At 52.8% G+C, this 24,166-nt stretch carries 20 protein-coding genes; 7 read left to right on the top strand and 13 right to left on the bottom strand.

Annotation, left to right across the window (positions count from 1 at the left end; genetic code table 11):
- Nucleotides 1–124: 124 nt before the first annotated feature.
- Nucleotides 125–1,570, bottom strand: a complete 1,446-nt coding sequence (locus tag CFLAV_RS05595) for an IS4 family transposase (RefSeq protein WP_007413678.1) — start codon at nucleotides 1,568–1,570, stop codon at nucleotides 125–127.
- A gap of 62 nt (nucleotides 1,571–1,632) precedes the next feature.
- Here CFLAV_RS05595 and CFLAV_RS05590 point away from each other — a divergent pair, with 62 nt between their 5' ends.
- The gene (locus CFLAV_RS05590) at nucleotides 1,633–1,971 is read left to right on the top strand and encodes a DUF6788 family protein (RefSeq protein ID WP_007413677.1); all 339 of its coding nucleotides are present in this window, start codon (nucleotides 1,633–1,635) and stop codon (nucleotides 1,969–1,971) included.
- Between the two features lie 60 nt (nucleotides 1,972–2,031).
- Here CFLAV_RS05590 and CFLAV_RS05585 read toward each other — a convergent pair whose 3' ends face one another.
- Nucleotides 2,032–3,123, bottom strand: coding sequence for a hypothetical protein (locus CFLAV_RS05585; RefSeq protein ID WP_007413676.1), 1,092 nt, complete (start codon nucleotides 3,121–3,123; stop codon nucleotides 2,032–2,034).
- A gap of 196 nt (nucleotides 3,124–3,319) precedes the next feature.
- On the opposite strand from CFLAV_RS05585, the gene CFLAV_RS05580 reads away from it, so the two are divergent.
- The gene (locus CFLAV_RS05580) at nucleotides 3,320–4,000 is read left to right on the top strand and encodes a hypothetical protein (RefSeq protein ID WP_040547116.1); all 681 of its coding nucleotides are present in this window, start codon (nucleotides 3,320–3,322) and stop codon (nucleotides 3,998–4,000) included.
- Between the two features lie 28 nt (nucleotides 4,001–4,028).
- A complete protein-coding gene (locus CFLAV_RS05575; RefSeq protein WP_007413674.1) occupies nucleotides 4,029–5,237 on the top strand; it encodes a sialidase family protein in 1,209 nt (402 codons plus the stop codon).
- A 187-nt stretch (nucleotides 5,238–5,424) separates the two neighbouring features.
- On the opposite strand, the gene CFLAV_RS05570 is transcribed toward CFLAV_RS05575, so the two are convergent.
- Both CFLAV_RS05570 and ptsP read right to left on the bottom strand, forming a co-directional pair.
- The gene (locus CFLAV_RS05570; protein WP_040547114.1) at nucleotides 5,425–5,730 is read right to left on the bottom strand and encodes a hypothetical protein; all 306 of its coding nucleotides are present in this window, start codon (nucleotides 5,728–5,730) and stop codon (nucleotides 5,425–5,427) included.
- Between the two features lie 83 nt (nucleotides 5,731–5,813).
- Nucleotides 5,814–7,592: a phosphoenolpyruvate--protein phosphotransferase gene (gene ptsP / locus CFLAV_RS05565; RefSeq protein WP_007413672.1), complete on the bottom strand. Its 1,779-nt coding sequence runs from the start codon at nucleotides 7,590–7,592 to the stop codon at nucleotides 5,814–5,816.
- 236 nt (nucleotides 7,593–7,828) lie between these two features.
- Here ptsP and CFLAV_RS05560 point away from each other — a divergent pair, with 236 nt between their 5' ends.
- Nucleotides 7,829–8,878, top strand: coding sequence for a carbohydrate kinase family protein (locus CFLAV_RS05560; protein WP_007413671.1), 1,050 nt, complete (start codon nucleotides 7,829–7,831; stop codon nucleotides 8,876–8,878).
- 92 nt (nucleotides 8,879–8,970) lie between these two features.
- On the opposite strand, the gene efp is transcribed toward CFLAV_RS05560, so the two are convergent.
- Nucleotides 8,971–9,528 carry an elongation factor P gene (gene efp, locus CFLAV_RS05555; RefSeq protein WP_040547112.1) on the bottom strand — a complete coding sequence of 186 codons (558 nt, stop codon included), beginning with the start codon at nucleotides 9,526–9,528 and terminating at the stop codon, nucleotides 8,971–8,973.
- A gap of 218 nt (nucleotides 9,529–9,746) precedes the next feature.
- Here efp and CFLAV_RS05550 point away from each other — a divergent pair, with 218 nt between their 5' ends.
- Entirely contained in the window at nucleotides 9,747–10,670 is a 924-nt protein-coding gene (locus tag CFLAV_RS05550; RefSeq protein WP_007413669.1) for a sugar phosphate isomerase/epimerase family protein, read from the top strand.
- A gap of 69 nt (nucleotides 10,671–10,739) precedes the next feature.
- Here the strand turns inward: CFLAV_RS05550 and CFLAV_RS31885 are convergent, their stop codons facing one another.
- From CFLAV_RS31885 to CFLAV_RS05530, 4 genes are all read right to left on the bottom strand, one after another.
- Nucleotides 10,740–11,465 carry a type II secretion system protein gene (locus CFLAV_RS31885; protein ID WP_050785636.1) on the bottom strand — a complete coding sequence of 242 codons (726 nt, stop codon included), beginning with the start codon at nucleotides 11,463–11,465 and terminating at the stop codon, nucleotides 10,740–10,742.
- Nucleotides 11,466–11,657: 192 nt separating this feature from the next.
- Nucleotides 11,658–13,079, bottom strand: coding sequence for a TIGR03435 family protein (locus CFLAV_RS31880; protein ID WP_272941467.1), 1,422 nt, complete (start codon nucleotides 13,077–13,079; stop codon nucleotides 11,658–11,660).
- A gap of 248 nt (nucleotides 13,080–13,327) precedes the next feature.
- Complete coding sequence (locus CFLAV_RS05535; RefSeq protein ID WP_007413666.1) at nucleotides 13,328–15,952, bottom strand: GYF domain-containing protein; 2,625 nt, start codon at nucleotides 15,950–15,952, stop codon at nucleotides 13,328–13,330.
- Nucleotides 15,953–16,100: 148 nt separating this feature from the next.
- Nucleotides 16,101–16,688: a DUF4339 domain-containing protein gene (locus tag CFLAV_RS05530; protein ID WP_083808761.1), complete on the bottom strand. Its 588-nt coding sequence runs from the start codon at nucleotides 16,686–16,688 to the stop codon at nucleotides 16,101–16,103.
- 176 nt (nucleotides 16,689–16,864) lie between these two features.
- Between CFLAV_RS05530 and CFLAV_RS31875 the strand changes: the two genes are divergently transcribed.
- A complete protein-coding gene (locus tag CFLAV_RS31875) occupies nucleotides 16,865–17,551 on the top strand; it encodes a prepilin-type N-terminal cleavage/methylation domain-containing protein (protein ID WP_007413664.1) in 687 nt (228 codons plus the stop codon).
- Nucleotides 17,552–17,883: 332 nt separating this feature from the next.
- Here CFLAV_RS31875 and CFLAV_RS05520 read toward each other — a convergent pair whose 3' ends face one another.
- The 4 genes from CFLAV_RS05520 to CFLAV_RS05500 form a co-directional block, all read right to left on the bottom strand.
- Complete coding sequence (locus tag CFLAV_RS05520) at nucleotides 17,884–18,204, bottom strand: hypothetical protein (protein WP_007413662.1); 321 nt, start codon at nucleotides 18,202–18,204, stop codon at nucleotides 17,884–17,886.
- 639 nt (nucleotides 18,205–18,843) lie between these two features.
- Nucleotides 18,844–21,687, bottom strand: a complete 2,844-nt coding sequence (locus CFLAV_RS05510) for an FAD-binding and (Fe-S)-binding domain-containing protein (RefSeq protein WP_007413661.1) — start codon at nucleotides 21,685–21,687, stop codon at nucleotides 18,844–18,846.
- 256 nt (nucleotides 21,688–21,943) lie between these two features.
- A complete protein-coding gene (locus CFLAV_RS05505) occupies nucleotides 21,944–22,354 on the bottom strand; it encodes a hypothetical protein (protein ID WP_007413660.1) in 411 nt (136 codons plus the stop codon).
- Between the two features lie 132 nt (nucleotides 22,355–22,486).
- A complete protein-coding gene (locus CFLAV_RS05500; protein ID WP_150107285.1) occupies nucleotides 22,487–22,960 on the bottom strand; it encodes a DUF4890 domain-containing protein in 474 nt (157 codons plus the stop codon).
- 250 nt (nucleotides 22,961–23,210) lie between these two features.
- Between CFLAV_RS05500 and CFLAV_RS05495 the strand changes: the two genes are divergently transcribed.
- Nucleotides 23,211–24,047, top strand: a complete 837-nt coding sequence (locus tag CFLAV_RS05495) for a M28 family peptidase (RefSeq protein WP_202796848.1) — start codon at nucleotides 23,211–23,213, stop codon at nucleotides 24,045–24,047.
- Nucleotides 24,048–24,166 lie beyond the last annotated feature (119 nt).

Raw genomic sequence — 24,166 nt, 5'->3', positions numbered from 1 at the left:
CTGAATTGATTTCAATGTCAATACGAGTATGTTTGGGATCTTCAATAGCACTCGGAATACTGGTATACTTGACTTCCAGCCAATTCCATTGGCCTTAAAGGGGTCAAACCAGAATGGCGCTTACTTAAGGTTTAACCAGTTTGCATTTCTTTCCTTTCCTGTATTTGCCGCGATGGGCGAGTTCCCGGAAGACGTGGCGCGGTTGGTTGAGCATTTGATATGGTTTGGGTCGGCGTTTGACGGCGCGTGGCTCCCGCCTGCCAGGTCTTAAGGGGAGCACATCCTGGGCAATCACTTCCCTGAGGCGCTCGATCAACTGGACTCGCAAGTGGCTGGTTTGGGCCGCCGCCATGGCCGGGCAGTATTGGCGCACGGTGGCGAGGGCGCCTTTGAAACTCAAGTGCCGGACGTCACTGTCCCCGCTGGCTGCGCTCTGGAGCATCACCCGGCGCAACAGATTAAAGGCAATCAAATGCATCCACACCTCCTTTTCCACCATTGCCGGGGATTGGCAGCGCAACACCTCCAGGCCCAGGGTGGTCTTCAAGTCGCGAAAGGACAGTTCAATCTCCCAGCGCCGCAGATAAAGTTCGGCCAGCTCCTCAACTGGATAGCGCACCGGATCCAGCAGGGTGGTCACCAGCATCAATTTTCTTGTCCGCATGCCCCTGGTGCAAACGATCACTTCAAACACCCGCACCTGCATCTCCGAGGGAACAGCTGCCCATTCCTTTGGTCGCATATACTCAGGCTTCTGGTACGGCTTCTTCCATTGCACCAGCCATTGGCGAGGCCCCAGCTTCTGCTTTCGCTGCAACCGGCTGCGCCGGGGATGGCGCACCTTCTTGCCCTGGTGCAGGCGAAAGAGACAATCGACGCCCCGCCCGAGTAAAAGCGCCAGATTGGTGTAGGAGCTAAAGCCCCGGTCCCCGATGATGAGGTCGCGGCGGCGCAAGCCTGACCACAACTTCCGGAACAAGGGAATCTCATGCACCCGCAGGGAACCCCTGGCCCAGTTCAGGGCCAGCCCGCTGGCCAGGGAAAACAAGGCCACCACCTTCAGGGTGGGAAAACCGCACCCCGGCTTTTGCGCGCCCGACTGGGGAAACTTTTTCTGGTTGGCCGCCGTGTCAGGCAGGGAGAAGGTGGTGCCATCCACCAGTTTGACGGCATGGCCCCGCCACCGGGGAGGCTCCGGTCCGAGCGTGGCCTGCAAGATGGCTTGCAGGCGTTCCAGCGGCAGCCGTTGGCGGGCCCGGCAGTAGGCGGCGGTGCCAGCCTGCGCCCGGGTCCGGCCAGCCTGCGCCTGCCAGTCGCTGAGCAGCTGGCGGACCACCTCCCGGCAGGCTGTTCCCGGGTGGAGGGCTTGCCACAGGAAAGCCCAGAAGGTCTGGCGCAGGGTGTAAAACCGCTCGCGGCTGTTGGCCCCGGCCCGGGAAAGCAGTTGTTCGGGAATGAAAGGAGCAAACAAGGCTTCCAGCTGCGGGAGGGGCTGTTCCGCCAGTGGCGGGGAAGCCTTTTTGGAGGGAGCCAGCCGTGACCGCCAGGCCGGGAAAAAGGGCGTATTCATAATTCAGGAAGTATATCTACTTCCTGATTTGACCGCTCCGCTATACTGGAAGCTCAAGAAAAATGAAAACACCAAAGCTGCCTCAATGGGAGCAGGAATTGGCGCAATGCCGCCAACAACTCAGTCAGTTGGGCTGTTTGAGCGCCGGCTCCGTGGTGCAACGGCGGCGCGGCCAGTCGGGCAGCCCTTACCGCTGGACCCGCAAAGTGGCGGGCAAAACCGTTACGGTGAGCCTCTCCAAGGCACAATATCACTGGCTTAAGCAAGCCATCGCAAACCACCGGACAGCCCGATCCATCCTGAATCGCATGGAACAATTATCCCGCCGCATTCTCTTTGCAACTGTTCCCGGAGTAGTTCACCGCAAGCCGCTGAAAGATAAAGTTTTGGGCCTTAAGTAAGCGCCATTCGGGTCAAACCAAAGTAACGGCACTTTGCTGACGCATCAATTACAAACCTCCTCAAGGCATATTGTATTTAAAGGTGATGTTCGTGGCGCCGCTGTTTACGAAGCAAGAATTGGCGACTTTGGCAACGATGCCAGTGCCGGAACTGCTGGAACCGTAACAACCCATCGCGATACCCGAAATCAAGAGCCCTGTGCCGGAGTAGCTGCTGCCAGTACAATTATTGGCGGTGGTGGCAGAAATTCCAGCCCCAGTCCCGCCGGACTGGCCATTGCAATTATTGGCGATGGCGACTGCCAGGCCGGTGCCAGTACCGCTGGTTCCCTGACAATCATTGGCCGTGGTCGACAAAAGTCCCCAGCCGTTACCGGTATTAGCACCGTAACAATTGTTGGCGGTGGCGGCGGAGAGACCGACGCCATTGCCGCTATTCATACCCATACAATTGTGAGCTAAAAACACGTTAAATCCGTAGCCGCTCCCGACTGTATCGGCGCGACAGTCCGTGGCGATGCCGCCATTAAAGCCAGTGTTGCCGCACTCTTTTACAGTGCAATGAGACATGTTGTCGGCATAAATGCCAAAATTTCCCACCGTCTTGACCATGCAAAATTCCACCACGGTGGAATTTGCCGTGTTTAGATAAATCCCATTGCTCAAACAACCGGAAACCGAGACATCCGACACATGGACGTTGATTGGCATCGCATTGGTGTACATGATGCCGTTCACAAACCCGCCGCCACTAAATACTCCGCCGTTGTTGGTCACGCTGCCGTTGATGTGTCCGTTGAGAATGGTGATGTCGATGTTGGTAACCGGCAACAGGATGCCTGCGCCAGTGGCACTCTGAGCCGTCGAAGAAACGGTGAAACCATTCAAATTCAGCGTCACTTGATTGGCATTGATCGTGATGGCATTCCCCGAACTCACCGTGATGTTGGTCGTTAAATAATAGGAACCCGGCTTGGTGATGGTAATTGGTGCGGCTGAAAGTGGCGTGCGCGCCTCAATCTGGTCGAGTGACTTCATGGTCGGCGCAGGTGCGCCCGGGGGCATTAGTGCACCCTGCGCGTGGAGAGAGGATGGATGCAACCCGAGGGTTAGTATCATGGTCGCGACAAAAGAAGGAAATTTGTTTTTCATACAATGGGCCGATCCTGATTATTTACACCTTAGATTTTTTGTTTGGGGCGTAATTGGACCAAGTAAAGCCAACTCCTGACACAGGTCCAATTGGCCGCCACGGAGTGAAGGCTAGGAAGGATTGCGATTCAGGTCAATCACCTGGGCGCTTACCGCAAGACTTGCAATAGGTTTTGGTTGGTTATAAACCATGCGGATGAGATGCCCAAAAGCATTATTCGTTGCCACTTTCTGCCTGTTGACCCGGTTTGCCTGCGCTGAGAATCTGACCACGCTGGATAAGCAGACTTTTCAAAATTATCGGGTGGTGAAAACCGAGCCCGATGGCATCATCATCATGCACGCACAAGGGGGTGGCAAAGTGGCTTTCACCAATTTGCCGCCGGAATTGCAAAAGCAATATGGCTACGATCCGGTGAAAGCAGAGGAATTGGCGAAAAAACAGGAAAAGATTCGCAAGCTGGGCAGATTGGGTGCCGTTTACCGTTTGAGTGAACTTGAGCAAGCCAAAGCCGAAGCCAAAAGGGATAACAAACCCATTGCCTTCCTGGCCACTGCGACTTCCTGCCTGCAGGCGACCGAAGTTCGTCCAGACAACAGTTCCATAGCCGCAACCATCCAGGACTTTGAAGCACTCAAGAACGCCACCGTGCTCGTCTTTTCTGATTCGTTCACCGAGAATCATACCGAGCCTCCCATCGTTGATGCCGCCTTGCATCCGCCGGATGATGTTCACTATACCGTCCCGAAAGTCATCATTGTCGATCCGGATATTAGCAAGGTGATTTTTGTCGTGCGTTACGCCACCAATGCCACGACCCAAGCCAGGCTGCTTGGCTCCGCCCTTGCCAAAGTAAAAGAGCAAAAGAAACAATAGTTGAATCAAACGCCCACCACCGGATCTCATGACTGCGGACTGGATTCAAACCGTGACTTGCGCCTCGAAGGCTGTTAAAGGCAGTGGGATGCGCGCATATCTTTTATCACTGCTCCTATTGGCCGGCCTTTGCACGCTTCCCATGGCAGCGCAACCTTCTCCAAATCTCCAAAACCATGTCGTTCTCGATATCAATTCCACTCCCGAAAACCCGCGCAATTCAGAAGGGGCATTTCTCAACCTGAAATCCGGGCGCATTTTGTTCCTCTACTCCCAATTTCGTGGTGGAGCGGCTGATGAGAGCCCTTCTCGCATCGTTTCAGTTTACTCCGACGATGCCGGTCTCACCTGGAACCAAAAGCCGGAACTCGTGGTCGACACCGGCACGAATCAAAACGTAATGAGCGTCTCCTTGCTGCGTTTGAAGAGCGGAAAAATCGCCCTGTTTTATCTTATCAAACAAAACCTCCACGATTGTCATCCCTGGATACAACTTTCGAGTGACGAAGCCAAAACCTGGTCATCACCAAAACTGGTGGTGGATGCGCCTGGATATTTTGTTCTGAATAATGACCGGGTTATTCAGTTGAACAATGGCCGGCTGATCGTGCCTGTGGCTTTCCATCGCTCGCGCAATTCCAAGCTGAATGATTATAGCACCTTTGATCCGCGGGCCATAGCTCTTTGGTATTTGTCAGATGATGAAGGCCAGATATGGCATGAGGCCGAAACCTGGTGGGCAATGCCGCTTGCAAGCAAGACCGGCCTGCAGGAACCGGGTGTGGTGGAACGGGCGGATGGCACTGTTTTGAGTTGGGCTCGCACCGATGCCGGCGCTCAGTATGGCTTTGCTTCCGCCAACTCCGGCGCGACCTGGTCCGCACCCATTGCCACCGAACTCAAATCGCCCGTTTCTCCAGCCAGCATCAAGCGCTTGCCCGGTTCAGCGGAGTTGCTCGCGGTGTTCAACGATCATTCCGGCCAGTTTCCCTTTCCCAAAGGCAAGCGCACTCCGCTGGTCGCCGCAATTTCACCGGACGGCGGACGCACCTGGAAAAAACGAAAGATTTTGGAAAATGACCCCGCCGGCTCCTATTGCTACACCGCCATTCACTTCACAGAAAATGCAGTGTTGTTCGCATACTTGGATTTCCGAACGCTTGCCGGCGGTAAAAGCACGAATCAACTCCGCATCCGCCGAACCACCTTTGATTGGCTGCGACAGGCCGATAAATAGTCACCACTTTTGAGCTAGGCGATAACCGCGGACTGCATTCGTGCCCACTGGATTATAGTCCGTCGGCCCTCTTTAGACGTGTTGAAGATGGATGACTAGTTTAACAAAGTTGCTCGAGGCTTGCAGCGAGAATGGCACCCCGCCCGAGCTGTCGACGTGAATTACGGAGCGATAATTTGGCAATATCTTAATTTGACTCTGCGGCCTTGGAAATAGGTCTTGGATTTCTAAACAAAAATCCAATCGCCAAAGCATTTGCGATGCAAATTCCAGAACCAACCTTGGCAATCGATAAAGAATACATGCCGCCATTTGCCATGGTGCGTAAACGTTTTTCTACATCGTAATCGGGCTGTTCGCTTAGAACATGCCGCGATTGCAATTCTCTGTATACGCTGTACGCGTGGCTGCGATGCGCTGCCACCGCCATACTTCCAAGGAAACACAAAGCACCTGCCGCAGCAAAATTAGCGATGATGAGCAACCATTTCACCTCTATAGCCCTTCATTTCAGCCACAATAGCAACTTTAACTGCAGGCTCAGGCGGAATAACAGGCGGGATTTCCAACACAGTTTCACGCTTTGTTCTCAAACAAGCTGGGAGCAATGTCCCGCGCCAGTGCCTGGCAACGAACAAGAATATCGGACGCAGATTCGCAACTGAGCGCAAACTCCGCCAGTTCCCTGGCCTCGCTCATTTTCAATCGGCGAATGAGGAACTTCACTGGCGGCACCAGGGCTGGTGCCGCACTCAACTCATCCACGCCCAATCCCAGCAGGAGTGGTATGAGCACCGGGTCGCCCGCCATTTCACCGCAGACGCCCACCCAGATATTATTCCGACGCCCCGCCTCCACCGTATTCTTAATTAAACGAAGAATGGCCGGATGCGTTGGTTCGTAAAGATGGGCCACCTTTTCATTCATCCGGTCCACCGCGAGCGTGTATTGAATCAAATCATTGGTGCCGAGGCTGAAAAACTTCAGGCGCCTGGCCAACGCATCGGCCACCAGCGCTGCTGAAGGCACTTCGATCATCGCCCCAATCTCCATGCCTTCATCGAATGGAATTTTTTCGGCGCGCAATTCCGCTTTGTATTGCTCGAGCAGGGCATTCGCCTGGTTCAACTCATCCACTCCCGAAATCATCGGGTACATCATCTTGACGTTTCCTTCAACACTCGCGCGGAGAACCGCCCGCAATTGATGGCGAAAAACCGTTGGCTCCTGCAAACAATAGCGAATCGCCCGCCACCCAAGAAAAGGATTCAGCTCCGTGGGAGCCTGGAGTTGCGAATGAAACTTGTCGCCGCCCAAATCCAGGGTGCGAATCACGACCGGTTGCGGTTTCAGTGCCGATGCTACCTGCTTGTAGGCCTCATATTGCTCCTCCTCCGTTGGCATCGTGTCCCGGTTGATGAACAAATACTCTGTGCGAAATAATCCCACGCCCTCGCCGCCATTGGCCAGCACCTCTTCGGCATCCCGTGGCTGTTCCACATTGGCTGAGAGGGTAACTCGATGTCCATCCAGGGTCACCGCCGGCTTCAACTGAATGTCGCGCAGCTTTTCCTGCAACGTGACCTGTTTGCGAATGATCTGCCCGTATTCGAACAACGTCTGATCAGTCGGGTTGATGATGATGACACCGTTGTACCCATCGAGCAGTATATAATCGCCGGTTTCCAATTCATTGCTCGCACCCTTCAAACCAACCACCGCCGGAATGCGCAGGGACCGGGCCATAATCGCCGTGTGCGAAGTCTTGCCTCCCACGTCGGTGGCAAATCCCAGCACGGTTTTCTTGTCCAGTTGGGCGGTGGTGGAAGGAGACAGATCGTAACTGATGATGACGCAAGGCTCTTTCAACTTGCGCAAATCGACCTCCTCCTGTCGCCCCGTCAAATTGTTAAGTATCCGCGAGGTGACATCCCGCATGTCAGTCGCCCGCTCACGAAGGTAATCATCCTCGATCGCGGCCAGAGTGGTGGCATATTTCTCCGCGACGGCGTGGAAGGCGAATTCGGCGTTAAATCGCTTATCCTGAATGTTGCGCAACACCTCATCCAGCAGTGTGCGATCTTCTAGGACCAGCAAATGAGCATCGAAAATACCGCCCTCCTGGGCTCCCATGCCATCACAGACCTTCCGCTGGACGTCCAAAATTTGATGCCGGGTTTGGGAAAGCGCCTGTTCGAGCCGGGCAACTTCTTCAGTTACCTGTGACTCAGGGATTTGCCGCTTGGGAACTAAAGCGTTTGATTTCCCCAGTACAAGCACCTTACCCCGGCAAACCCCGGCTGAAACCGGTATGCCGCGAAAAATTCTCTCACCTTTTCGCGCAGGCTCTGGCATGGGCAATCATTACAAGTATCCGGGCTTTTTGAAAAGACATTCTTAAATCAACCCCGATTCACCCTCCCCTGCTCCGCAGGAAAGTACCCAGACCAACCGGCTGGAAAAATCTCTTGCCATAAGCCCTGTTAATTTCATTCACTAGGCGCGATATCATAGGCTGATGACATGCTCGCGCACTCTCAATCTAAGTATGCACCCGTGCGGTAGTGTCCTCAAAGGAATTTACGATCATCATGAAAATTAAATCTTCCTCCAACCGCTCTGGATTGCTCGGCGGCGGCAACTGGATCATCGATCTGGTAAAAATTATCGATGTTTACCCGCAGCGCGAGCAATTGGCCAATATCCGAAGCCAATCGCAGGGCACCGGCGGTGCTCCCTACAACGTGTTGATCGATCTTGCCAAGATGGGTGCTCCGTTCCCGCTCTTCGCCGCCGGATTGGTCGGGGATGACTCCCTCGGCAGGGAAATCCTGCAGGATTGCCGTGACAACAAGATCGATACGAAGTTCCTCGATGTCACGAAGAAGGCACCCACCTCCTACACCGACGTCATGACGGAAAAGGGCTGCGGACATCGCACTTTCTTTCACGCCCGGGGAGCCAATGCCCTATGGCATGGTCAAGACCTGGACTTTTCAAAGACCAAGGCCCGCATTTTCCATTTGGGATACCTGCTCCTGCTGGATGCAATGGACGCACCTGATGCCAAGTACGGGACCAAGGCAGCCCGCCTGCTCGCCGCCGCCCAGAACGCCGGCCTGAAGACCAGCGTTGATGTCGTCAGCGAGGATAGCGATCGCTTCGCCAAGATTGTTAATCCTGCATTGAAGCATGTGGATTATTGCATCCTGAATGAAATCGAGGCTGGTAAGACCACGGGATTCAAAATTCGCCAGGCTGACGGCAAACTGGATACGGTTGCCCTTCGCCACGCAGCCGGGGCGCTGCTTCAGCAAGGCGTACGCGAAATAGTTGTCATTCACTTCCCCGAAGGGGGCTTTGCCCGGACACGCATGGGTGAAGATGTCTGGCAATCCTCTCTGAGATTGCCGGCGAATTACATCTTGGGAACTGCCGGCGCTGGGGATGCATTCTGTGCCGGAACTCTGTTCGGCCTGCATGAAGGGTGGGATTTGCAACGCTGCCTGCTGCTCGGTGTCTGCGCCGCCGCCGCTTCACTGGCCCATCCAACCTGCACGGAAGGCATGAAGTCGCTAAACGCGTGCCTGGCTCTGGCTAAAAAGTACGGCCTCCGCCCAAAAATGGATATTGTGGATTAAGGGGCACCATTGCCAGTTGCAGATTTCCAAAGCAAAAGCCCGCCAGAAGGCGGGCTTTTAAATTAAAAACTACCCAGGATAAACAATGCCGCTTAGGCCCGTTCCATGTATTTACCGGTGCGGGTATCGATCTTGAGCTTTTCTCCGGTCTTGATGAATAGAGGCGCCTGCACCACGATTCCGGTCTCCATGGTTACTGACTTTTGCACGTTGTTCGCGGAGTCACCGCGAATGCCTTCCGGAGCATCAGTCACCGTAAGGACCACGCTCGAGGGGAGTTCCAGGGAAACAGCCTTGTCTTCCACGAAGGTCATGGTGACCTGCGCGTTTTCGACGAGATAATTCTTCACATCACCTACGAGCTCGGGGGGCAAGGTGACGGTTTCATAGGTTTCGGGGTCGGAAAAGACGTAGTCTTCCAGGTCCTTATAGCTATATTCCATCTTGCGCGTCATCATCGGCACGACTTCGATTTTCTCGGTCGAGCTGAAGCGGACATCGGAGGATTTGCCCGTGCGGATGCTGCGGATGCTGGCCTGCACAAAGGCGCGGAGGTTGCCAGGCGTGCGGTGCTGGCTGTCCAGAACTACGCAGATATCACCATTATAATTGATCGCCATTCCACGGCGAAGATCGTTTGCTGTTGCCATAAATACTTATAAATTGGTTGGGCCGTGGCTTCCGCGACGGCGAACCGTGGAAGGTAACTAAAATGCCCCTGTTTGCAAGCCCAGAGTTAGCCGTTCTCGCGGTTTTATATCGGGGGAGACGCCAAATCTCCATCCCATAGAAACCTAATCTGCTTTGATCGGACCGCAGAGATTTTTGTTTCCTTGATGGATGGTTGGTGTTTACTCGTCTTACCGATATGAACAAAGCTTGGAATCGCCGCGACTTTCTAAAAACTTCACTCACCGCCGGGCTCGGAGTGGCCGCCGCAGGGTTGGCAGCCCCACGACAAGCTCTTGCGATTGAACCTCTTAAGCGTTCTGGCCAATCCAAAATGACGCTTAGTCTCGTAGGATATTCCTTCCGAAAGTATTTTACCGAGAAGGATCCTGCCAAAAAGATAACCTTGTTTGATCTAGTCGACTTTTGCGCTGATCAAGGTCTCTCCGCGGCAGAACTCACAGGTTATTACTTCCCTAAACCGGTTACAGAAGAATATCTAGCCAAACTAAAACACCACCTGCACTTGCGCGGTGTGCATCCCAGCGGAACTTCTGTGGGCAATAACTTCACCCTGCCCAAAGGGCCCAAACGGGATGAGCAAATCGCGATGACCAAAAAATTCATCGATACTGCGGCGTTCATTGGAGCACCCTACGTGCGGGTCTTTGGCGGTGCCGTCAAAGACATGTCCATCGATGAAGCCAAAAAGAACTGCATCGAAGGTTTCGAAGAGTGCGCCGACTACGCCGGGACCAAAGGCGTCTTCCTCGGCCTTGAAAATGACCAGGGCATCACCACGGAGGCCAGGGATGTTCTCGACATGATTAAAGCAGTCAAGAGTCCTTGGATGGGTTTAAACCTCGATACCGGGAATTATCACACGGATGATCCGTATGGCGATCTCGTGAAATGCGCTCCTTACGCCATCAACGTGCACTGCAAAACCGAGATGAAGCCACGCAACCAGGAAAGAGGCCCGGCTGACCTGGACCGCGTTCTTAAAATCCTCCGCGATGCCAACTATCAAGGCTACATTGCTCTCGAATACGAAGCGGCCGAAGACGCTTACCAGGCGGTTCCCGGATGGCTGAAAAAGCTGAAGGAAAAAGTGGCTGCTTGAGACACACCAAATGTAATGTCCGACTCAGTCAAATTTTCTGCGATCCCCAGCGGTCTTGTGGTGTTTTACCTACCAGGAGCCCAGATATGCGGTATTAAAACCTGAATCGATATAATCGGCCATTTGCCGTATCGGTTTCCATACGACGGCCCCGTCCAGATAACTGACATTTCCCCCAGCCGCTCCAATGGAGCGAACGGCTGCAGATGTAGCCTGGCCATTGAATGGATCCCCAAGAAGAATGGCGCCCCTTGGCCCGTGCGGTGCTCTGGACCACTTCAGGAAAGGCGACCATTCATTCAGATCCGCGAGCAGCGTCAGAGACGAGTCATCCGTAAGCTTGCAAGGTGAAAGCCAGTTCGAATAGCCGCCTGAAGCCGGCCAGGGCGTAAAGGTGTGACCACCAAGATAAAAATAGCCGATGGAATAGCCAATCCCTGGCGTGTACAAGCCTCCGTTTGTTCCCCAAAGAAAAGATGCGCTCATGTTGGGGCAGACCAGAAATTTTTCCGCGCCATTGGCATAACTCACCAGCGCGGTTCGCGTTACTGAAGGAATAAACGAAGCTGCCTGGTCACCGTTATCACGTATTCCCGAGGGTATCGTGTCATTATTGTCGTCGCCGTACAAGTGAACCGTCAGGTAGAACTGGTGAAGATTATTCTTGCACACCACCCGCCGCCCTTTTTCTTTTGCACTGGCCAGGGCAGGAAGCAGCAAGCCCGCCAGGATCGCAATGATGGCAATGACGACCAGGAGTTCAATCAGCGTAAATGCTGAGCGTCGACTTCCCATGAATTTTGGACCACACGAGTAACGCATACCTTAGATGACCAAATAATTCTAAGCAAAAACCCTCGTTTCCAGGCAAGCGTATTGGAACATTTGCTCATTCTTTTTTCACTTGAGGCAGCTTCAAAAAGAAACCTCCAGCTTCCTCATTGCGCCCCTCCCTGGGAGGCCGGAAACTGGAGGAAATTATACGATCTACCTGCTTTTTTCGATGATGAGCATGTTCACTGCTTGCGTCTCGGACTTTAACTCCAAACCCAGTTGCTCCAATAAAGCTCGTTTCAAAGCCTCCTTGTCCACGGGTTCTTTGTCTGGTTGGACCCAGTTCAAATCCATATCGTAAACATTGGTAAGCCCAGTTTTATCGACAACAGGCATGCGAAAATAGTCCTCCAGCCAAAAAGTAAGACCGGACATGGGGCTTTTATGGACGATAAGCCTGTCTTTGTAAGCGCCCGAAGCACCCTCACCACCAGTGTTTATTTTAAGTCCGGCCGCCGGCCGACTGACAACGAGGCTCAAAGCCGCCACCTCACGCCGCTCATGCTTCGCTTCAAATCCAAACTTTTCCTTCAATGCTTTTTGAAACTCTGCTTTTTGGTTCGCTTTAATTCCCACCAAAAAATCAAACCTGTTGGTAGGAGCGTTGGCAGGCATGATCATTCGGGCCAAACTTTCATCATATGCCCAGGCATAAAGGAACCTGATTGGCTCGCCCAACGATAAAACACGATTATCATCCTCCTGCCAGGCACCGCCTTGATCCGGCCACTTGGTGGTTTCTCTGATCTCAATTACTTCCGGCTCCCGATCTAATACTTTGTATGGGGCAAGACTCCAAATAATACCGTCCTTGGCAGGATGTTTGCCAATCTGATTAATCGCTATGGCGGTGCCTCCTCCCACAAAAAGTAAGCCCACGCATAAGCCTGCCAGTGCCTTGATCTTCAACCACCACATCCCTTTCATCGCCCCATTAGCGAGTGCCAAAGTGGAACCCGTTGCTGCCAGTCCTTTCGCTGCAGCCACCGCTGCCGCTGAAGATGCAAGTCCCACCGGCGCGGCTTGAACGGCGTTGGCCGTTAAAACGCCCACAAGCGCAACTGCAGAGACGGCTGCGCCACGTTTTAATAAAACGTGGCGCAGCTTATCCACTGCGCGAGAGATACGCTTCTGCGCCGTGTCCGGGTCGATCCCCAGTGCAATTCCCACCTCCTTGAGCGGTTTTTGCTCAAAAAATCTCAACACAATCAGATTGCGGTCTTTCTCGCCGAGGACGCTCATGGCCTCGTCAAGCAGTGGAGCGATTTGCATCCACTCAGATTCCCGCGCATCAATTGTTCTCCCCATTTCCATGACTTCTTGTTCCCGGCGTTGACGTCGGATTTCCGCCTTCAAGGCATCCGCAGCCACAAATCGCGCCGTGCGATACAACCAGCCAGAGAGAACCGTTCCCTCTTTTAACTCAGGCGCCTTTCTCGCTAAAACTATGAAAACAGCCTGAGTCACCTCCTCGGCGAGATGCGGAATGCGGACCTGCCGTAAAGCTGCGGAATAGACCAAGTTCACGTGGCGTTGTACCAACGTCTCAAAGGCCTCGTCTGATTGCCGGGCTATATATTAGCCAAGCAATTCCGCGTCTGCCAACGCTTGCATCTGCTTATTAATGGCCATCAAAAGAGAAATCCGACATTATTTTTTGAGAAATTTTCATTTTCTTTGGAAAAAAGATGAAAAGCACCCACCAATACCAACGCAAGCATCTGTTCATACGGGCTTTATACATTATTACAACCACCGGCTTGCTCTCGCATCCAGATGCTACAATCGCCTTTGAAAAGTTATTTTATGGCGACTTAAACCACCTACTGACTCAAATGAAAAGCATATGGATTCGTCGGCGGGGCGGTAAGACGCCGCAATTGTGTACCGCAGTACCGGACCACAAACTCATTCTGGTCAGAGTAACCGCCCAAGCCAACAAGAGCATCCGGGTAGTCGACCAGGCCGCTCTTATCCGCAGGCCGAAAATCGGAAATGATCTTCACCCCGTTAACGTAGGCATTCAGGCTCCCCTGCCAGACTTGTATATGAAAAGTATTGGTGGTCAGCACCTGTATTTTGGTCGGCTTCTCGCCCAGGTAAAAATGTTGGGAGAAATAGGCGACCTGCCCTTCCTTTTTGGTTTTCTTGATCCGAAAGCTCTCCCAATCATTTCGCTCCAGGTCTGGACAACCAAACGTCACCCCAGCCTGCTCGTCCCCGGTTGTGCTCGAAACAAATTCAACTGTTCCTTTGGTTTCAAAGTTCGGACCGACCCGGGCCAGAGATTTGATCATCATACCTTTCACCCCGCCCTTGACTTCCAAAACGTTGTTGGACTTCACCGTCCAGTCACCGACATCAGCCTTCCAACCAGCAAAATCGGCCGGCGGGGTGAAGTTTACCCAATCGCCCTTTTTGAGCAGCGATTCCATTCCTATGTTTTCCCTTCGGTTGCGAATGAATTTCAATCCATGTTCATCACCCTTGGCCAACACCTCCGCCTCGGCAAAAAGATCTTGCGCGCGCTTCAATTGGTTGGACTCGTAGGCATCCTCTCCTTGTTGCACCTTTTCCCTGGCCGGACCGGTGAGCGCACAAACCTTGTCGATGCTGGGCACCCAATTGGCATTCCATTCATTCAGCGCAACATCGTCATAAACATAGTTCAACTGCTCAAGGCAGCGGCGGCATTGGGCCAGGTCATCCGCGTGGTAAGCCACTACGGCATAATTCGACAAATAATATTTCTTCCAGCGGGCCTTCTTCGGTTCCTTGATGTAATTATCAAACATCATTTGCAGGTCTCGATACACATCAGGTCGCCGATAGATGGCATTATAATCGTCCTCCTGCTCTGAGGAGATGTCTTTTACAATGGTCAGGAATTGTCGCGGAACCTTGGTGTCATAACGGCCGGTCTTTAGACAGGCACGCCCCAGAGCCAGCATATCTTCATGGCTGCCAAACCAGCGCGGCCTGAATCCCCAAAACAAGCTGTGATAGGCGCCCGCACAGTCGATCTGTGCAGCCACAGCCCGATCAAACCAAAGCCGCATATCTTTGCGCGCATCCACGTTTTGGCCCATGGCCACAGCTATCATTTCTGTTGCCGCGGAAGGGTCTTGCGGATTCAGTTTCCACGATTGCGTCAATTCATTCTCAGCCCGGCTGAGATTATCAGTGAAACCGCGCCAGCCTTCGTCGGTAACACTGCCGGACGTGCCGCTGCCGCGCGCTTCCCAGGCTTTCTTCACATAGAAAACGCCGCGCGCATAGTGCACGAGCCACGGTTCCGCTCCGGGCGTCGACTCCAGCGTGTTGCAGACAGCATCCTTCCTCCTATCAAAGAAATTCGCGCCGTACCCTTCCATGATGCAGTCCTTAAGCACTGACATATCACTCTTGTTAAACTCCTTTTCTTTAAGCATGACGGCCAGCAGGGCCACGTTTTGATTGTCCACCTCCAAAAGCGCCTGGTTCCTATGCCAACCCTGCGCCCGATGCGCCAACTCAAGGTTCCAGCAAAACTTTACACTCGGAGCATAGGCCGCGACCTTCATGCCTGCGGCGGCCTTTTGGAATAATTCGTCTCCGGCCTGCGCTTCCATCTGGTATCTGGCGCAGAGAAAGAGAACCAACGGATCTTTGCAACCCAACTCCAGCACACGTTGAGCCAATTGGAAGCGTTCCAATTCCGTCATGGTAGTTGGATCACCCAGGTTGATCCTGGAGGCTTCGGTGATCAGCTTCAACGCCGGCTCATCCCATTTGGGATCGTGCAAGCCAACCGTCTTGTAAGCTTCAATCCACTTCACCTCATACCATTTGCGAACCAACTGCATGTGGTCTTCGACCGTGGTGGCTCCCGCAGGAAAGATGATGGGGCCGGTGCTGGCATCAGCCGGTCGCGAATAGTAACGATTACTGGTTTGTCGATTCTGATAACTCTTAAAAGCGGCATATCCCTTCGTCCCCATCACGGAAGCAGCAGTGGCAAAAACCAAAATGTTCACGATCAACCCAACCACACTCCAGGTTTTTTTGAATTTTGCAGAAAAACAACCAATGATCCCGAGAACGATGCCCAAAAACGTCCCCATCAAAATATAAACGTTCACCATTCCAGCCAGCACGTAAGCTGTTCCCCGGCCGTTTGTATTTCCAGTTCGGGTAAGCTCAGGCAAAAGCACCAGCGTGACCAGCAGTCCGGCAATAGCCGTCAACGCCAGCACAGATGAGATAAGACCTGGAACCGCATGTTTCCCGGCCCGGGAAGTACTGGAAGTGGCTGCGGCAATTAAAGCGCCCAATGGGATCCAATCACTCAGACCAAGATGCCATGCCAGGTCATCCAGCTTTAGCTCGCCCGTGGCCAATTTGGTTCTGACTTCCTCCAAAGGAAAAGCCCCCAGCTTCTGCGCGCCTCTTCGGATGTGGATTTCCATGTGAATTTGCTATTTGGTTTTTTCAGCACGAAGCAATTTTCTCTTGCTGCTCCCGTACAACATCAAAGTTCTACACCTATTCCCGGCTTGAATGCCAGATTTTTTGACTCTCCCTGCCACGTTGTCTTTAGATCGCCGACCCTCTGAATCAGGAATGCTGATTCGTTTTGGCAACCGATCCGCCCGGCAGGTTGGTGAGCCAGTATTGCGATGCATCCCGATCCCGGGAAGGTGGTATTTCATTCTTGCGGAATACACCCGTCGCCAGGCTCACCACGAAGAACAATATTAAAAACGCATTCGCGCAGAACCCGCCGATGTTCATATGGTTTCTGGCCCGTAAAACGAAAATTCCCACCAGGGAAACTACAATGCCGGCCAGGGCTGAAATCAGAAAGAAAACAAAAATCGCACCTGTTTCATACATGAATTCCACACCGCCTGCACTTCCGGCAGATTTTCCATTCGAAACAAGGGATATGAGAACCGCAAGGAACAGCAGTGCGAAAACGGCCAATCCCAAAACCACCAATCCAGGCCAATGAATGGAATTTCGAACTGGCAGAAGTGGAGGTGTAATCGACTGGGCAGACCAGGCCAGCACATCTTTCAACGGCACCCACCCGGTTAAGCCGTCATGCCAGGCCGGATCGCTCATAAGAACTTCGCCACTCGCCAGTCTGGCCCTGACCTCCTCAGTCGTAAACGGCCCAAGCCGGACCTGATTGTGAAGTATGTAATATTTGCATCACACAAGGAATAATTTGACTCTAAATGTTATGGTCATGCCTGGGCAAAAATCACTAAAAATCAAGTGGCTCGTTCGTTTCATGCACCGGCAAAGCTCCGTGATTCTCGCCTAAACTAACGGTCGACAACCCTGCCTGAACCTGCCACCGTGCCGGTAAGGAAATGAACACGCGCGCGGAATCATCCGGTTTTACCCTCATCGAATTACTTGTCGTCATCGCCATCATTGCCATCCTGGCGGCACTACTATTGCCCGTGCTGGCCACCTCCAAACAGAAAGCCCGGCAAACCCAATGCCTCAATAATCTAAAGCAAGTCGGCATTACCATCGCGCTGTACGGGGATGACAACTCTGATCATCTGCCCGGTCCGCTCTGGCAGGGATTATACAGTGTTTATGATGACGACAACAAACGCCTCCCTTTTTACACCGCTCACTACATGGGACTTCCGGAAGCCTCCAAAAATGCTATCAATGTAGCTCCACTCCTCGTCTGCCCTGGCTCCGCCCCCCTTTGCACCTATCCGTCCAACAATAAATCCAACTCCGTCTTCTGGCCGCTCAGTTATATCTGCAGCGTCGCCGTCACCAACCTCGTCACTGATGTCGTCACCCGCCCCTTCGGCTACCCGTATGGCAGCGTGCCGAGGGAAGCCAAATCTGATGAAGTCACCAAGAAAATGCACGAGATTCGCAGCCCTTCCGACTCCTTTGCCATCGTCGACGCCGACAAACTCAACGCCAACCCCCAGTCAGGCTATCATCAGTTCATACCTGCCCAGAAAGCTCACGGCAAAGTCCGGAACACCCTCTTTTTCGACTGGCACGTTCAGGCAGTCAAAGACTAACACTCCTCGTCATTGCGAACACCTCTCAGTCTTATCCGTTCCTCCTTTCCCCAGCCTCAAGGGGGGCGAGGCCCAAAGGGCCGAATTTACCTTAGCCCAGACCATCGGTCTGGGAATCGTTCAACAATAAATTCCCCGCTTCGGGCCCATGATGCTAACTTTTTTTCAACCCGCGCAATCCGAAGCGGAACAGGACGGCGCAATCCCTCCCCTTCCAAAGCATCTTCACCTGCAAGACTTCAATTCATGCACGTTGGCTAACACCAGAGTAACTCGACCCGCCCCACGCGCTTCCACATCCCTGCAAGCCCAAACCAAAAACAGCTTTAAGCTCAAACATATGTGGAAGCTCGAGACCTAAATCCATCATCTAGTTTCACTTTTCCTTCTAATAAAAGATCAAGTAGTCGGTTCCAATAATGTTCTGAAAATAAAGTTTCTGCCTTAAGATCTGAATTATTGGGAATCAGCAACTTTCCATTACAGGCAAGGCCGGAGAAAACTTGTGTGAGTTCCTTTCTTCCAATTTTTTCTCGTCTAAATTCAATGGGCAAAATATCCAGTGTGCAGAAAATCGACAGACAGAGCTGCTCAGCATCTGCGAGAGGAATCTCCCCAGGAGCTTTGTTCATTATATGAGCAAATAGATCCATAATCCTATTCACCTTTCGCCTTTTTCAGCTTATCGGAAATAGTCGAGTCTTGATTTTCATTTTTAGCTTCCTTGTCCTTCCTTGAAATTGTTGACTTATAATAGGGGTGAAAGTTCATAATCATTCCGACAGTTCCAAAAAATCCACATACCAGAATCTTGAGTGGAACTAGAATTGTTTCCTGGGTGCTTTCATCTTTCCATTCCAACAAGCCCACCAAAAACCAGAAGCCGCAAAAAGTGATGAAAAATCCATGACAAGCCAAGCTATCGCAATACTCCTGCTCCTCCAGATTGCGTTTCTAAGGATGAAAAATGGTCGATTAGAGCTTTCATCACACCGCCGTATAACAATTTGGGTATTGTTTAAGCGGTTAACCAACTTGTCCAAGGTTTGAAACTGGAATTTCTTACGCCAATTCATTTGTTGTCCCACTTAAGCGATCACTAAGGAATCGCCCTAATTATTTACACTCCATGAACAAGAACAGCCGCCACTCGCGCACACCTCAACACGGCTCCAAATAATCCGCCTCTTCATTTCCCGAGAATCAGACACGCTATCCATGAAAGTAAAGTAAGAACCCACCTCGAAACTCCCACGCCGCAGTGGGCCGGAACTGCTTGACCCATTCCTTGCTCATTCCCCCAATGCCGCCGCCAACACCTCCGCCATATGCTTCGGATGCACCGGCGTCAAATGCTCAATCTGATGACGACAACTCGTCCCTGACGCTACAATCACACTGTCACTCGGTTGTTTCCCGATCTTATCCACCAACGGGGCTGCCACCTTCAGCGAAAGCTCATACTTCGACTCGATCGCTCCAAACGCCCCCGCCATTCCACAACAACCCGTTTCCAACAGCGTGACTTTGCGATTCGGCAACCGTTGGAGCAACCGCGTCATGAACGCTGGATTGACCAACGACTTCGCATGACAATGCGCGTGAATCGCGATTGTCTCCTGCTCTGTGTTGAACGGAATCGCATTCGGCTCGCGACTCAAAAGATTCTCGATGAACTGTTCGAAGAGATGACACCGTTTCGAAACCTCCTCCGCACTGGCCAGCTTTAATTCGCGATAATCCTCCGCGAACATCGAATAGCACGAAGGCTCAAGGAACAAAATCGGCGTGTTGCTCCGATCCTGGCTCAACAATTCCAAATTGTGACGTCCCAACTTCGCCGCCTCATCCAGATTTCCCTGGCTGAACGCGGGCCGACCGCAGCAACGGCGATTATTCGGCAACACAACTTCAAAACCGGCAGCTTCCAAAACCGCCACCGCCGCCATACCAATGTTCGGCTCGTGATACCGCACGAAAGTGTCATCCCACAAAATGACCTTCCCCCTTGTTGGCCGGCGCGAATTCACATGCTGCGCAAACCAATGATCAAACCGCTCCTCCGCATACGGCGGCAGCGGACGCTTCGCTTCGATACCTAACGCACTTTGCATCAAGCTCCGCAACCATGGCCACTTCAAGCCCGCGTTGGCCAGAGACGGAAATGCACATCCGAGTTTTCCCAACAAATCCACATCGCTCAAAATCCGCTCCCGCAACGGCAATCCATCCCGCTTATGTCGCGCATAGAGCAATTCCGCCTTCAGCAGCGCCATGTTCACGTTTGACGGACACTCCGTCGTGCAGGCTTTGCATGAGAGGCAATTTGCCAACGCTGTTTCCAACTCCTCCGAACTCAGCGGATCTCCTCCATCAGCCCCGCGATGCTCCAACACGGCACGAATCGTGTTCGCGCGCCCGCGTGTGGACATGATTTCCTCCCCTGTCGCCACAAACGTCGGACACATCGTCGGTGCATCCTTGCGGCAACCACCGCAGCCATTGCACTGCTCCAGGTTGCCAACAAACGAATTATCCTTCGCTGCAAACGCCAACGTCGGCTCGAACGGCAGTTCCAACCTATAACCACCATCACCACCACCCATCCGCAGATTGGTGTCAATCTTGTAACGCCCATCCGGAATCACCTTGCCCGGATTGAAAACGTTCTTCGGATCAAAGACGGCCTTGATTTCCTTCGTCAAACTCATCAACTCCGGCCCGAGTTGTTCCGGCACATACTCCGTGCGCGCGATGCCCACGCCATGCTCACCAGCAACCGAGCCTTTGAATTGTTTGATCAACGCAGCGGCTTCATCGCTGAACTTGCGCATCTTCACCACATCCTCCGCCTTGTGCAAATTCAACACTGGCCGCACATGCAGCAACCCCGAAGCGGCATGACCATAAAATGATCCATGCAAACCGAGCGGCTTCATGATGGCCTTGAGCCCGGCCACATATTCCGGCAGATGCTCCGGACGCACGCACCCGTCCTCCACACACGTCACCGGCTTCGCGTCCCCTTTGCAACCCGTCACCAGTGAGAGCCCCGCCTTGCGCATGTTCCACACCAACCCAATCTCCTGATTGTTGCGCAGAATGGTCGTCCGCAGACCCAAATTTTTCTTCACAAGCAAATCCAGCCGCTCGGTGACATTGTCTTCAAAAAATTCAACCGCGAGAATCGCTTCGCACGGCTTCTCGTCCAACTCGAGCAAATCACGTGCAGCCTTGAACGCCAGTTGCCCTTTGGTCTGGTCGAACAACACGGAGTCAACATGCTCAATTGCTGCCGGTTTCAAATCCAATAATTCGACCGTTGCCTGCATTGCCTCTTCCACCGAGGAAAAGAAAACCAGGCCAATACCTCGGATTTTAGGCAGTGGAACAATCTTCAGTTCCGCCGAGAGAATCGCCCCGAGCGTCCCTTCACTCCCGGCAAACAGATGACTCAAATTACCCGGCTCTTTGAGAAACCGATCCAGCCCATAACCAGGACGCCGCTTGAGCAAGGCTGGCGAAAACTTTTCTTGAATCTTCGCCGCATGTTCTCGAATCAATTTGCCGATGAACTGCCGCTGCGACCGCAGTGAATCATACTTTGAGCCCGTATGTTCGATCCGCCCATCTGACATGACGATTTCCAGCGAAACCACATGGTCCGCTGTAACACCATAATACGGCACGTGCGACCCGGACGAATTATTTGCGATCATCCCTCCCAACGTGGCGCGCGAACTCGTCGCCACATCCGGCCCGAAACAAAACCCATACGGTTTCAGGAACGCATTCAACTGGTCAAGCACCACTCCCGCACCCACACGAACCGTGCGCTTCTCCAGATTCAGTTCGCTGATCTCCCGGTTATGCCTTGAAAAATCAATGATCAGCCCCTCGCCCAAAACTCCGCCAATCAATCCCGTTCCTGCTCCACGGGGAATGATTGGAATCCCGGCTTCAGCGGCCTGCCGGATCACAGAACTGGCCTGGCGTGCATCGCGTGGGAACGCCACCGCTGACGGTGTGATCTGGTAGATCGAGGCATCAGTGGCGTAAAGCTGTCGCGTCAGATTGTCATAGGCTACATCGCAATCTGCAGCAATCAGGGCAGCTTTTTGTTGGGCCGAAATCATTTACGCAATTGTCAGTAAAAACAATGTCATCTTCTGTCTGAGCCCCGCATTGCAACCTCAAGGCTCTCTCCCGTCCCCTCGCCACATCCGCAGGGAAAAAGGACCGTGGTGAGCGGCACAATCATCTTCGGCTTATCAGAGATTCACTTTGGTGATTGTTCCACAAACCCACCGCTAACAAGCTATCGGCAGGCAGTTCGCATGACAAATAAAAAGGACGGCTGACCCGCCGTCCTGTTGTAAAGATTGTCCGGGATTACTTCGTTCCGTTCGCGACCGGGTCGCCGTGGAGCTTTTTGGCATTCTCCTCGCGCATTTTTTGCCATCTCTCCTGTTGTTCAGGAGTCAGAATGGTTTTGATTTTGTCATTTCCAGCATCCACAATTTCCTTAAACTTTTTGTGCTTATCTTCGCGGGAAAGCGAGGAGTCCTTGATGATCTCCTGTACCTTTTGATGCCGATCTTCGAAAATGGCTTTTAATTTTTCTTTCTGCTCAGGTGAGACTTTCAACTCGGCAAACACCTTTTCCATGGGAGTGTCGCGGTCCTGTTTTGGGGCAGGCTGAGCCGGTGTGTTCGGCGTCGCCTTGTCCTCCGCACGAAGCTGTGGGCCGGCCAAACCTGCGATCACCAGGATGAAAAACAAATTTTTCAGTAGCTGCTTCATATTTTTCTTTGATTGCTCAAAATTGCATTGGCTTCACTACTACCCATGGTGAAAATGAATTTGCCCTTGCGCAAGGGAAATAAAAAGGGCGGCCACCAGGCCGCCCCAACCTACAATACTACAGTCGGAAAATTACTTGCTGTCCTCCGGCTTCGCTGGCTTCTTTTCACCGCCCTGGCCTTCACGCCATTTTTTCATGCGTTCTTCATTTTCCTTTTGCATGGCATCGAATTTGGTCTTTTGCTCATCGGTGAGCAGGGCCTTGATCTGGGTGTTGGAATCATCGCGAATGGCTTTCGCCTTGGTCATTTTATCTTCCCGCGCGGTGGTGGTATCATCGCGAAGAGCCTTCATCTTTTCGCCGGTATCCTTCATGATCGCCTGCACCTTGGTCTTCTGGTCCTCGGTCAGATTGAGTTCGGTCGCCATTTTATCCATGCGTTCCTTCATCATGCCTTCGCCGCCACGTCCACCCGGAGCCCCGGGTCCGCCAGGACCGCCACGACGGTGAGCTGGTGCGTTGGTGGTGTCTTCAGCGCGCGTCGTAGTGCTGAAGGCCATGAGGCCGCTGAGGGCCAAAACTGCCAATAGAGCTAATCGTTTCATAATTGTCTGTTCTGTTTTGTGCATTGTTTGCCAGCCTCATGGCCGGCTCCATACAATACATGACGCAACATCTCTGGATTAGTTACATCCTATTTGCCAGCCAGGGAAAACCCTCATTACAGGCTGTTTGGAATTAATTCGCAGGACAACACTGGATGGTTTAAACTCCTTTAAACAAGGTTTTATGCGACTAATCCATTCGTCCCAAGTGCCCGCGCAGGGGCCCCCGGCACCGGAAATCCAAACGGCCATGGAAGCCATTTCCGAGCAGAAATTGCGAACCTGGGTGGAGCGCATCTCGGTGCCCAGACATGCCCTGCTCCAACCGGAGGCAAACCGCGAATGCGCCCGCTGGCTGGTCGCACAATTCCAGGAGTGGGGTTACAACGTGGAGATCGAGGGCCGATATGGCAACGTCGTCGCCCTCCCGAAGACTACCGCACCCGAAATGACCATCGTCGGAGCGCATTATGACAGCGTGTCCCAATCGCCGGGAGCAGACGATAATGCCAGCGCCCTTGCGGCCATGTTGGGTTGCGCCGAAGTAATGTCAAAGTTTGGCCCGCATGAACCGGTCTGTTACGTCGCCTTTAATGGCGAAGAGGACGGCATGGTTGGTAGCACTGATTTCGTTAAAGCTTTCCTGCAGGAAGTCGAACTTCGAGTGAACCAGGCGCACATCCTGGAGATGGTGGGCTACGCCTCAAGCGCTCCGGTAAGCCAACGTTTGCCCACGGGGTTGCCCATTCAATTGCCGGACCGCGGTGATTTTTTAGGCCTTCTGGCCAATAAATCTTCGGGAACCCTCATGGATTCCATTTTATTAGGAGCAAAAACCTATCTGCCGGAGTTTTCGGTGATGGGCCTGGAAGTTGTCCCCGGTGCGGAACAATTGTTTCCCGTCCTGGCGCGTAGCGATCATCTGCCGTTCTGGAAAAATAACATTCCCACCGTGATGTGGACCGATACCGCCGAATTCCGCAATTCAAATTACCATCAGAAGAGCGATACACCAGACACCCTGAATTACGAATTTCTCAAACGGGTGACGCAATTGCTGGTCGCGTGCGTGGCCCAGGGAAGCTAAACAGCGAGTGCGGGAATTACCTTATTTTGCACCGCCTGCCATCAATCATGGAATGATGCGACTGGCATGCTTCAACTGACATTTCTCACAAGGATGCCGGGAAGCAAGTCAGGAACTCC

The sequence above is a fragment of the Pedosphaera parvula Ellin514 genome, from assembly GCF_000172555.1.
Classification (GTDB): domain Bacteria; phylum Verrucomicrobiota; class Verrucomicrobiia; order Limisphaerales; family Pedosphaeraceae; genus Pedosphaera.
Note: the sequence above shows the minus strand (reverse complement) of the source record. Positions and strands in the feature narration are given on the sequence as shown.

Bases quoted from the DNA above. Each gene is read 5' to 3' on its own strand.
- CFLAV_RS05595 (WP_007413678.1), bottom strand. From the start codon at position 1,570: ATGAATACGCCCTTTTTCCCGGCCTGGCGGTCACGGCTGGCTCCCTCC.
- CFLAV_RS05590 (WP_007413677.1), top strand. From the start codon at position 1,633: ATGAAAACACCAAAGCTGCCTCAATGGGAGCAGGAATTGGCGCAATGC.
- CFLAV_RS05585 (WP_007413676.1), bottom strand. From the start codon at position 3,123: ATGAAAAACAAATTTCCTTCTTTTGTCGCGACCATGATACTAACCCTC.
- CFLAV_RS05580 (WP_040547116.1), top strand. From the start codon at position 3,320: ATGAGATGCCCAAAAGCATTATTCGTTGCCACTTTCTGCCTGTTGACC.
- CFLAV_RS05575 (WP_007413674.1), top strand. From the start codon at position 4,029: ATGACTGCGGACTGGATTCAAACCGTGACTTGCGCCTCGAAGGCTGTT.
- ptsP (WP_007413672.1), bottom strand. From the start codon at position 7,592: ATGCCAGAGCCTGCGCGAAAAGGTGAGAGAATTTTTCGCGGCATACCG.
- CFLAV_RS05560 (WP_007413671.1), top strand. From the start codon at position 7,829: ATGAAAATTAAATCTTCCTCCAACCGCTCTGGATTGCTCGGCGGCGGC.
- efp (WP_040547112.1), bottom strand. From the start codon at position 9,528: ATGGCAACAGCAAACGATCTTCGCCGTGGAATGGCGATCAATTATAAT.
- CFLAV_RS05550 (WP_007413669.1), top strand. From the start codon at position 9,747: ATGAACAAAGCTTGGAATCGCCGCGACTTTCTAAAAACTTCACTCACC.
- CFLAV_RS31885 (WP_050785636.1), bottom strand. From the start codon at position 11,465: ATGGGAAGTCGACGCTCAGCATTTACGCTGATTGAACTCCTGGTCGTC.
- CFLAV_RS05535 (WP_007413666.1), bottom strand. From the start codon at position 15,952: ATGGAAATCCACATCCGAAGAGGCGCGCAGAAGCTGGGGGCTTTTCCT.
- CFLAV_RS31875 (WP_007413664.1), top strand. From the start codon at position 16,865: ATGAACACGCGCGCGGAATCATCCGGTTTTACCCTCATCGAATTACTT.
- CFLAV_RS05520 (WP_007413662.1), bottom strand. From the start codon at position 18,204: ATGGATCTATTTGCTCATATAATGAACAAAGCTCCTGGGGAGATTCCT.
- CFLAV_RS05510 (WP_007413661.1), bottom strand. From the start codon at position 21,687: ATGATTTCGGCCCAACAAAAAGCTGCCCTGATTGCTGCAGATTGCGAT.
- CFLAV_RS05505 (WP_007413660.1), bottom strand. From the start codon at position 22,354: ATGAAGCAGCTACTGAAAAATTTGTTTTTCATCCTGGTGATCGCAGGT.
- CFLAV_RS05500 (WP_150107285.1), bottom strand. From the start codon at position 22,960: ATGAAACGATTAGCTCTATTGGCAGTTTTGGCCCTCAGCGGCCTCATG.
- CFLAV_RS05495 (WP_202796848.1), top strand. From the start codon at position 23,211: ATGGAAGCCATTTCCGAGCAGAAATTGCGAACCTGGGTGGAGCGCATC.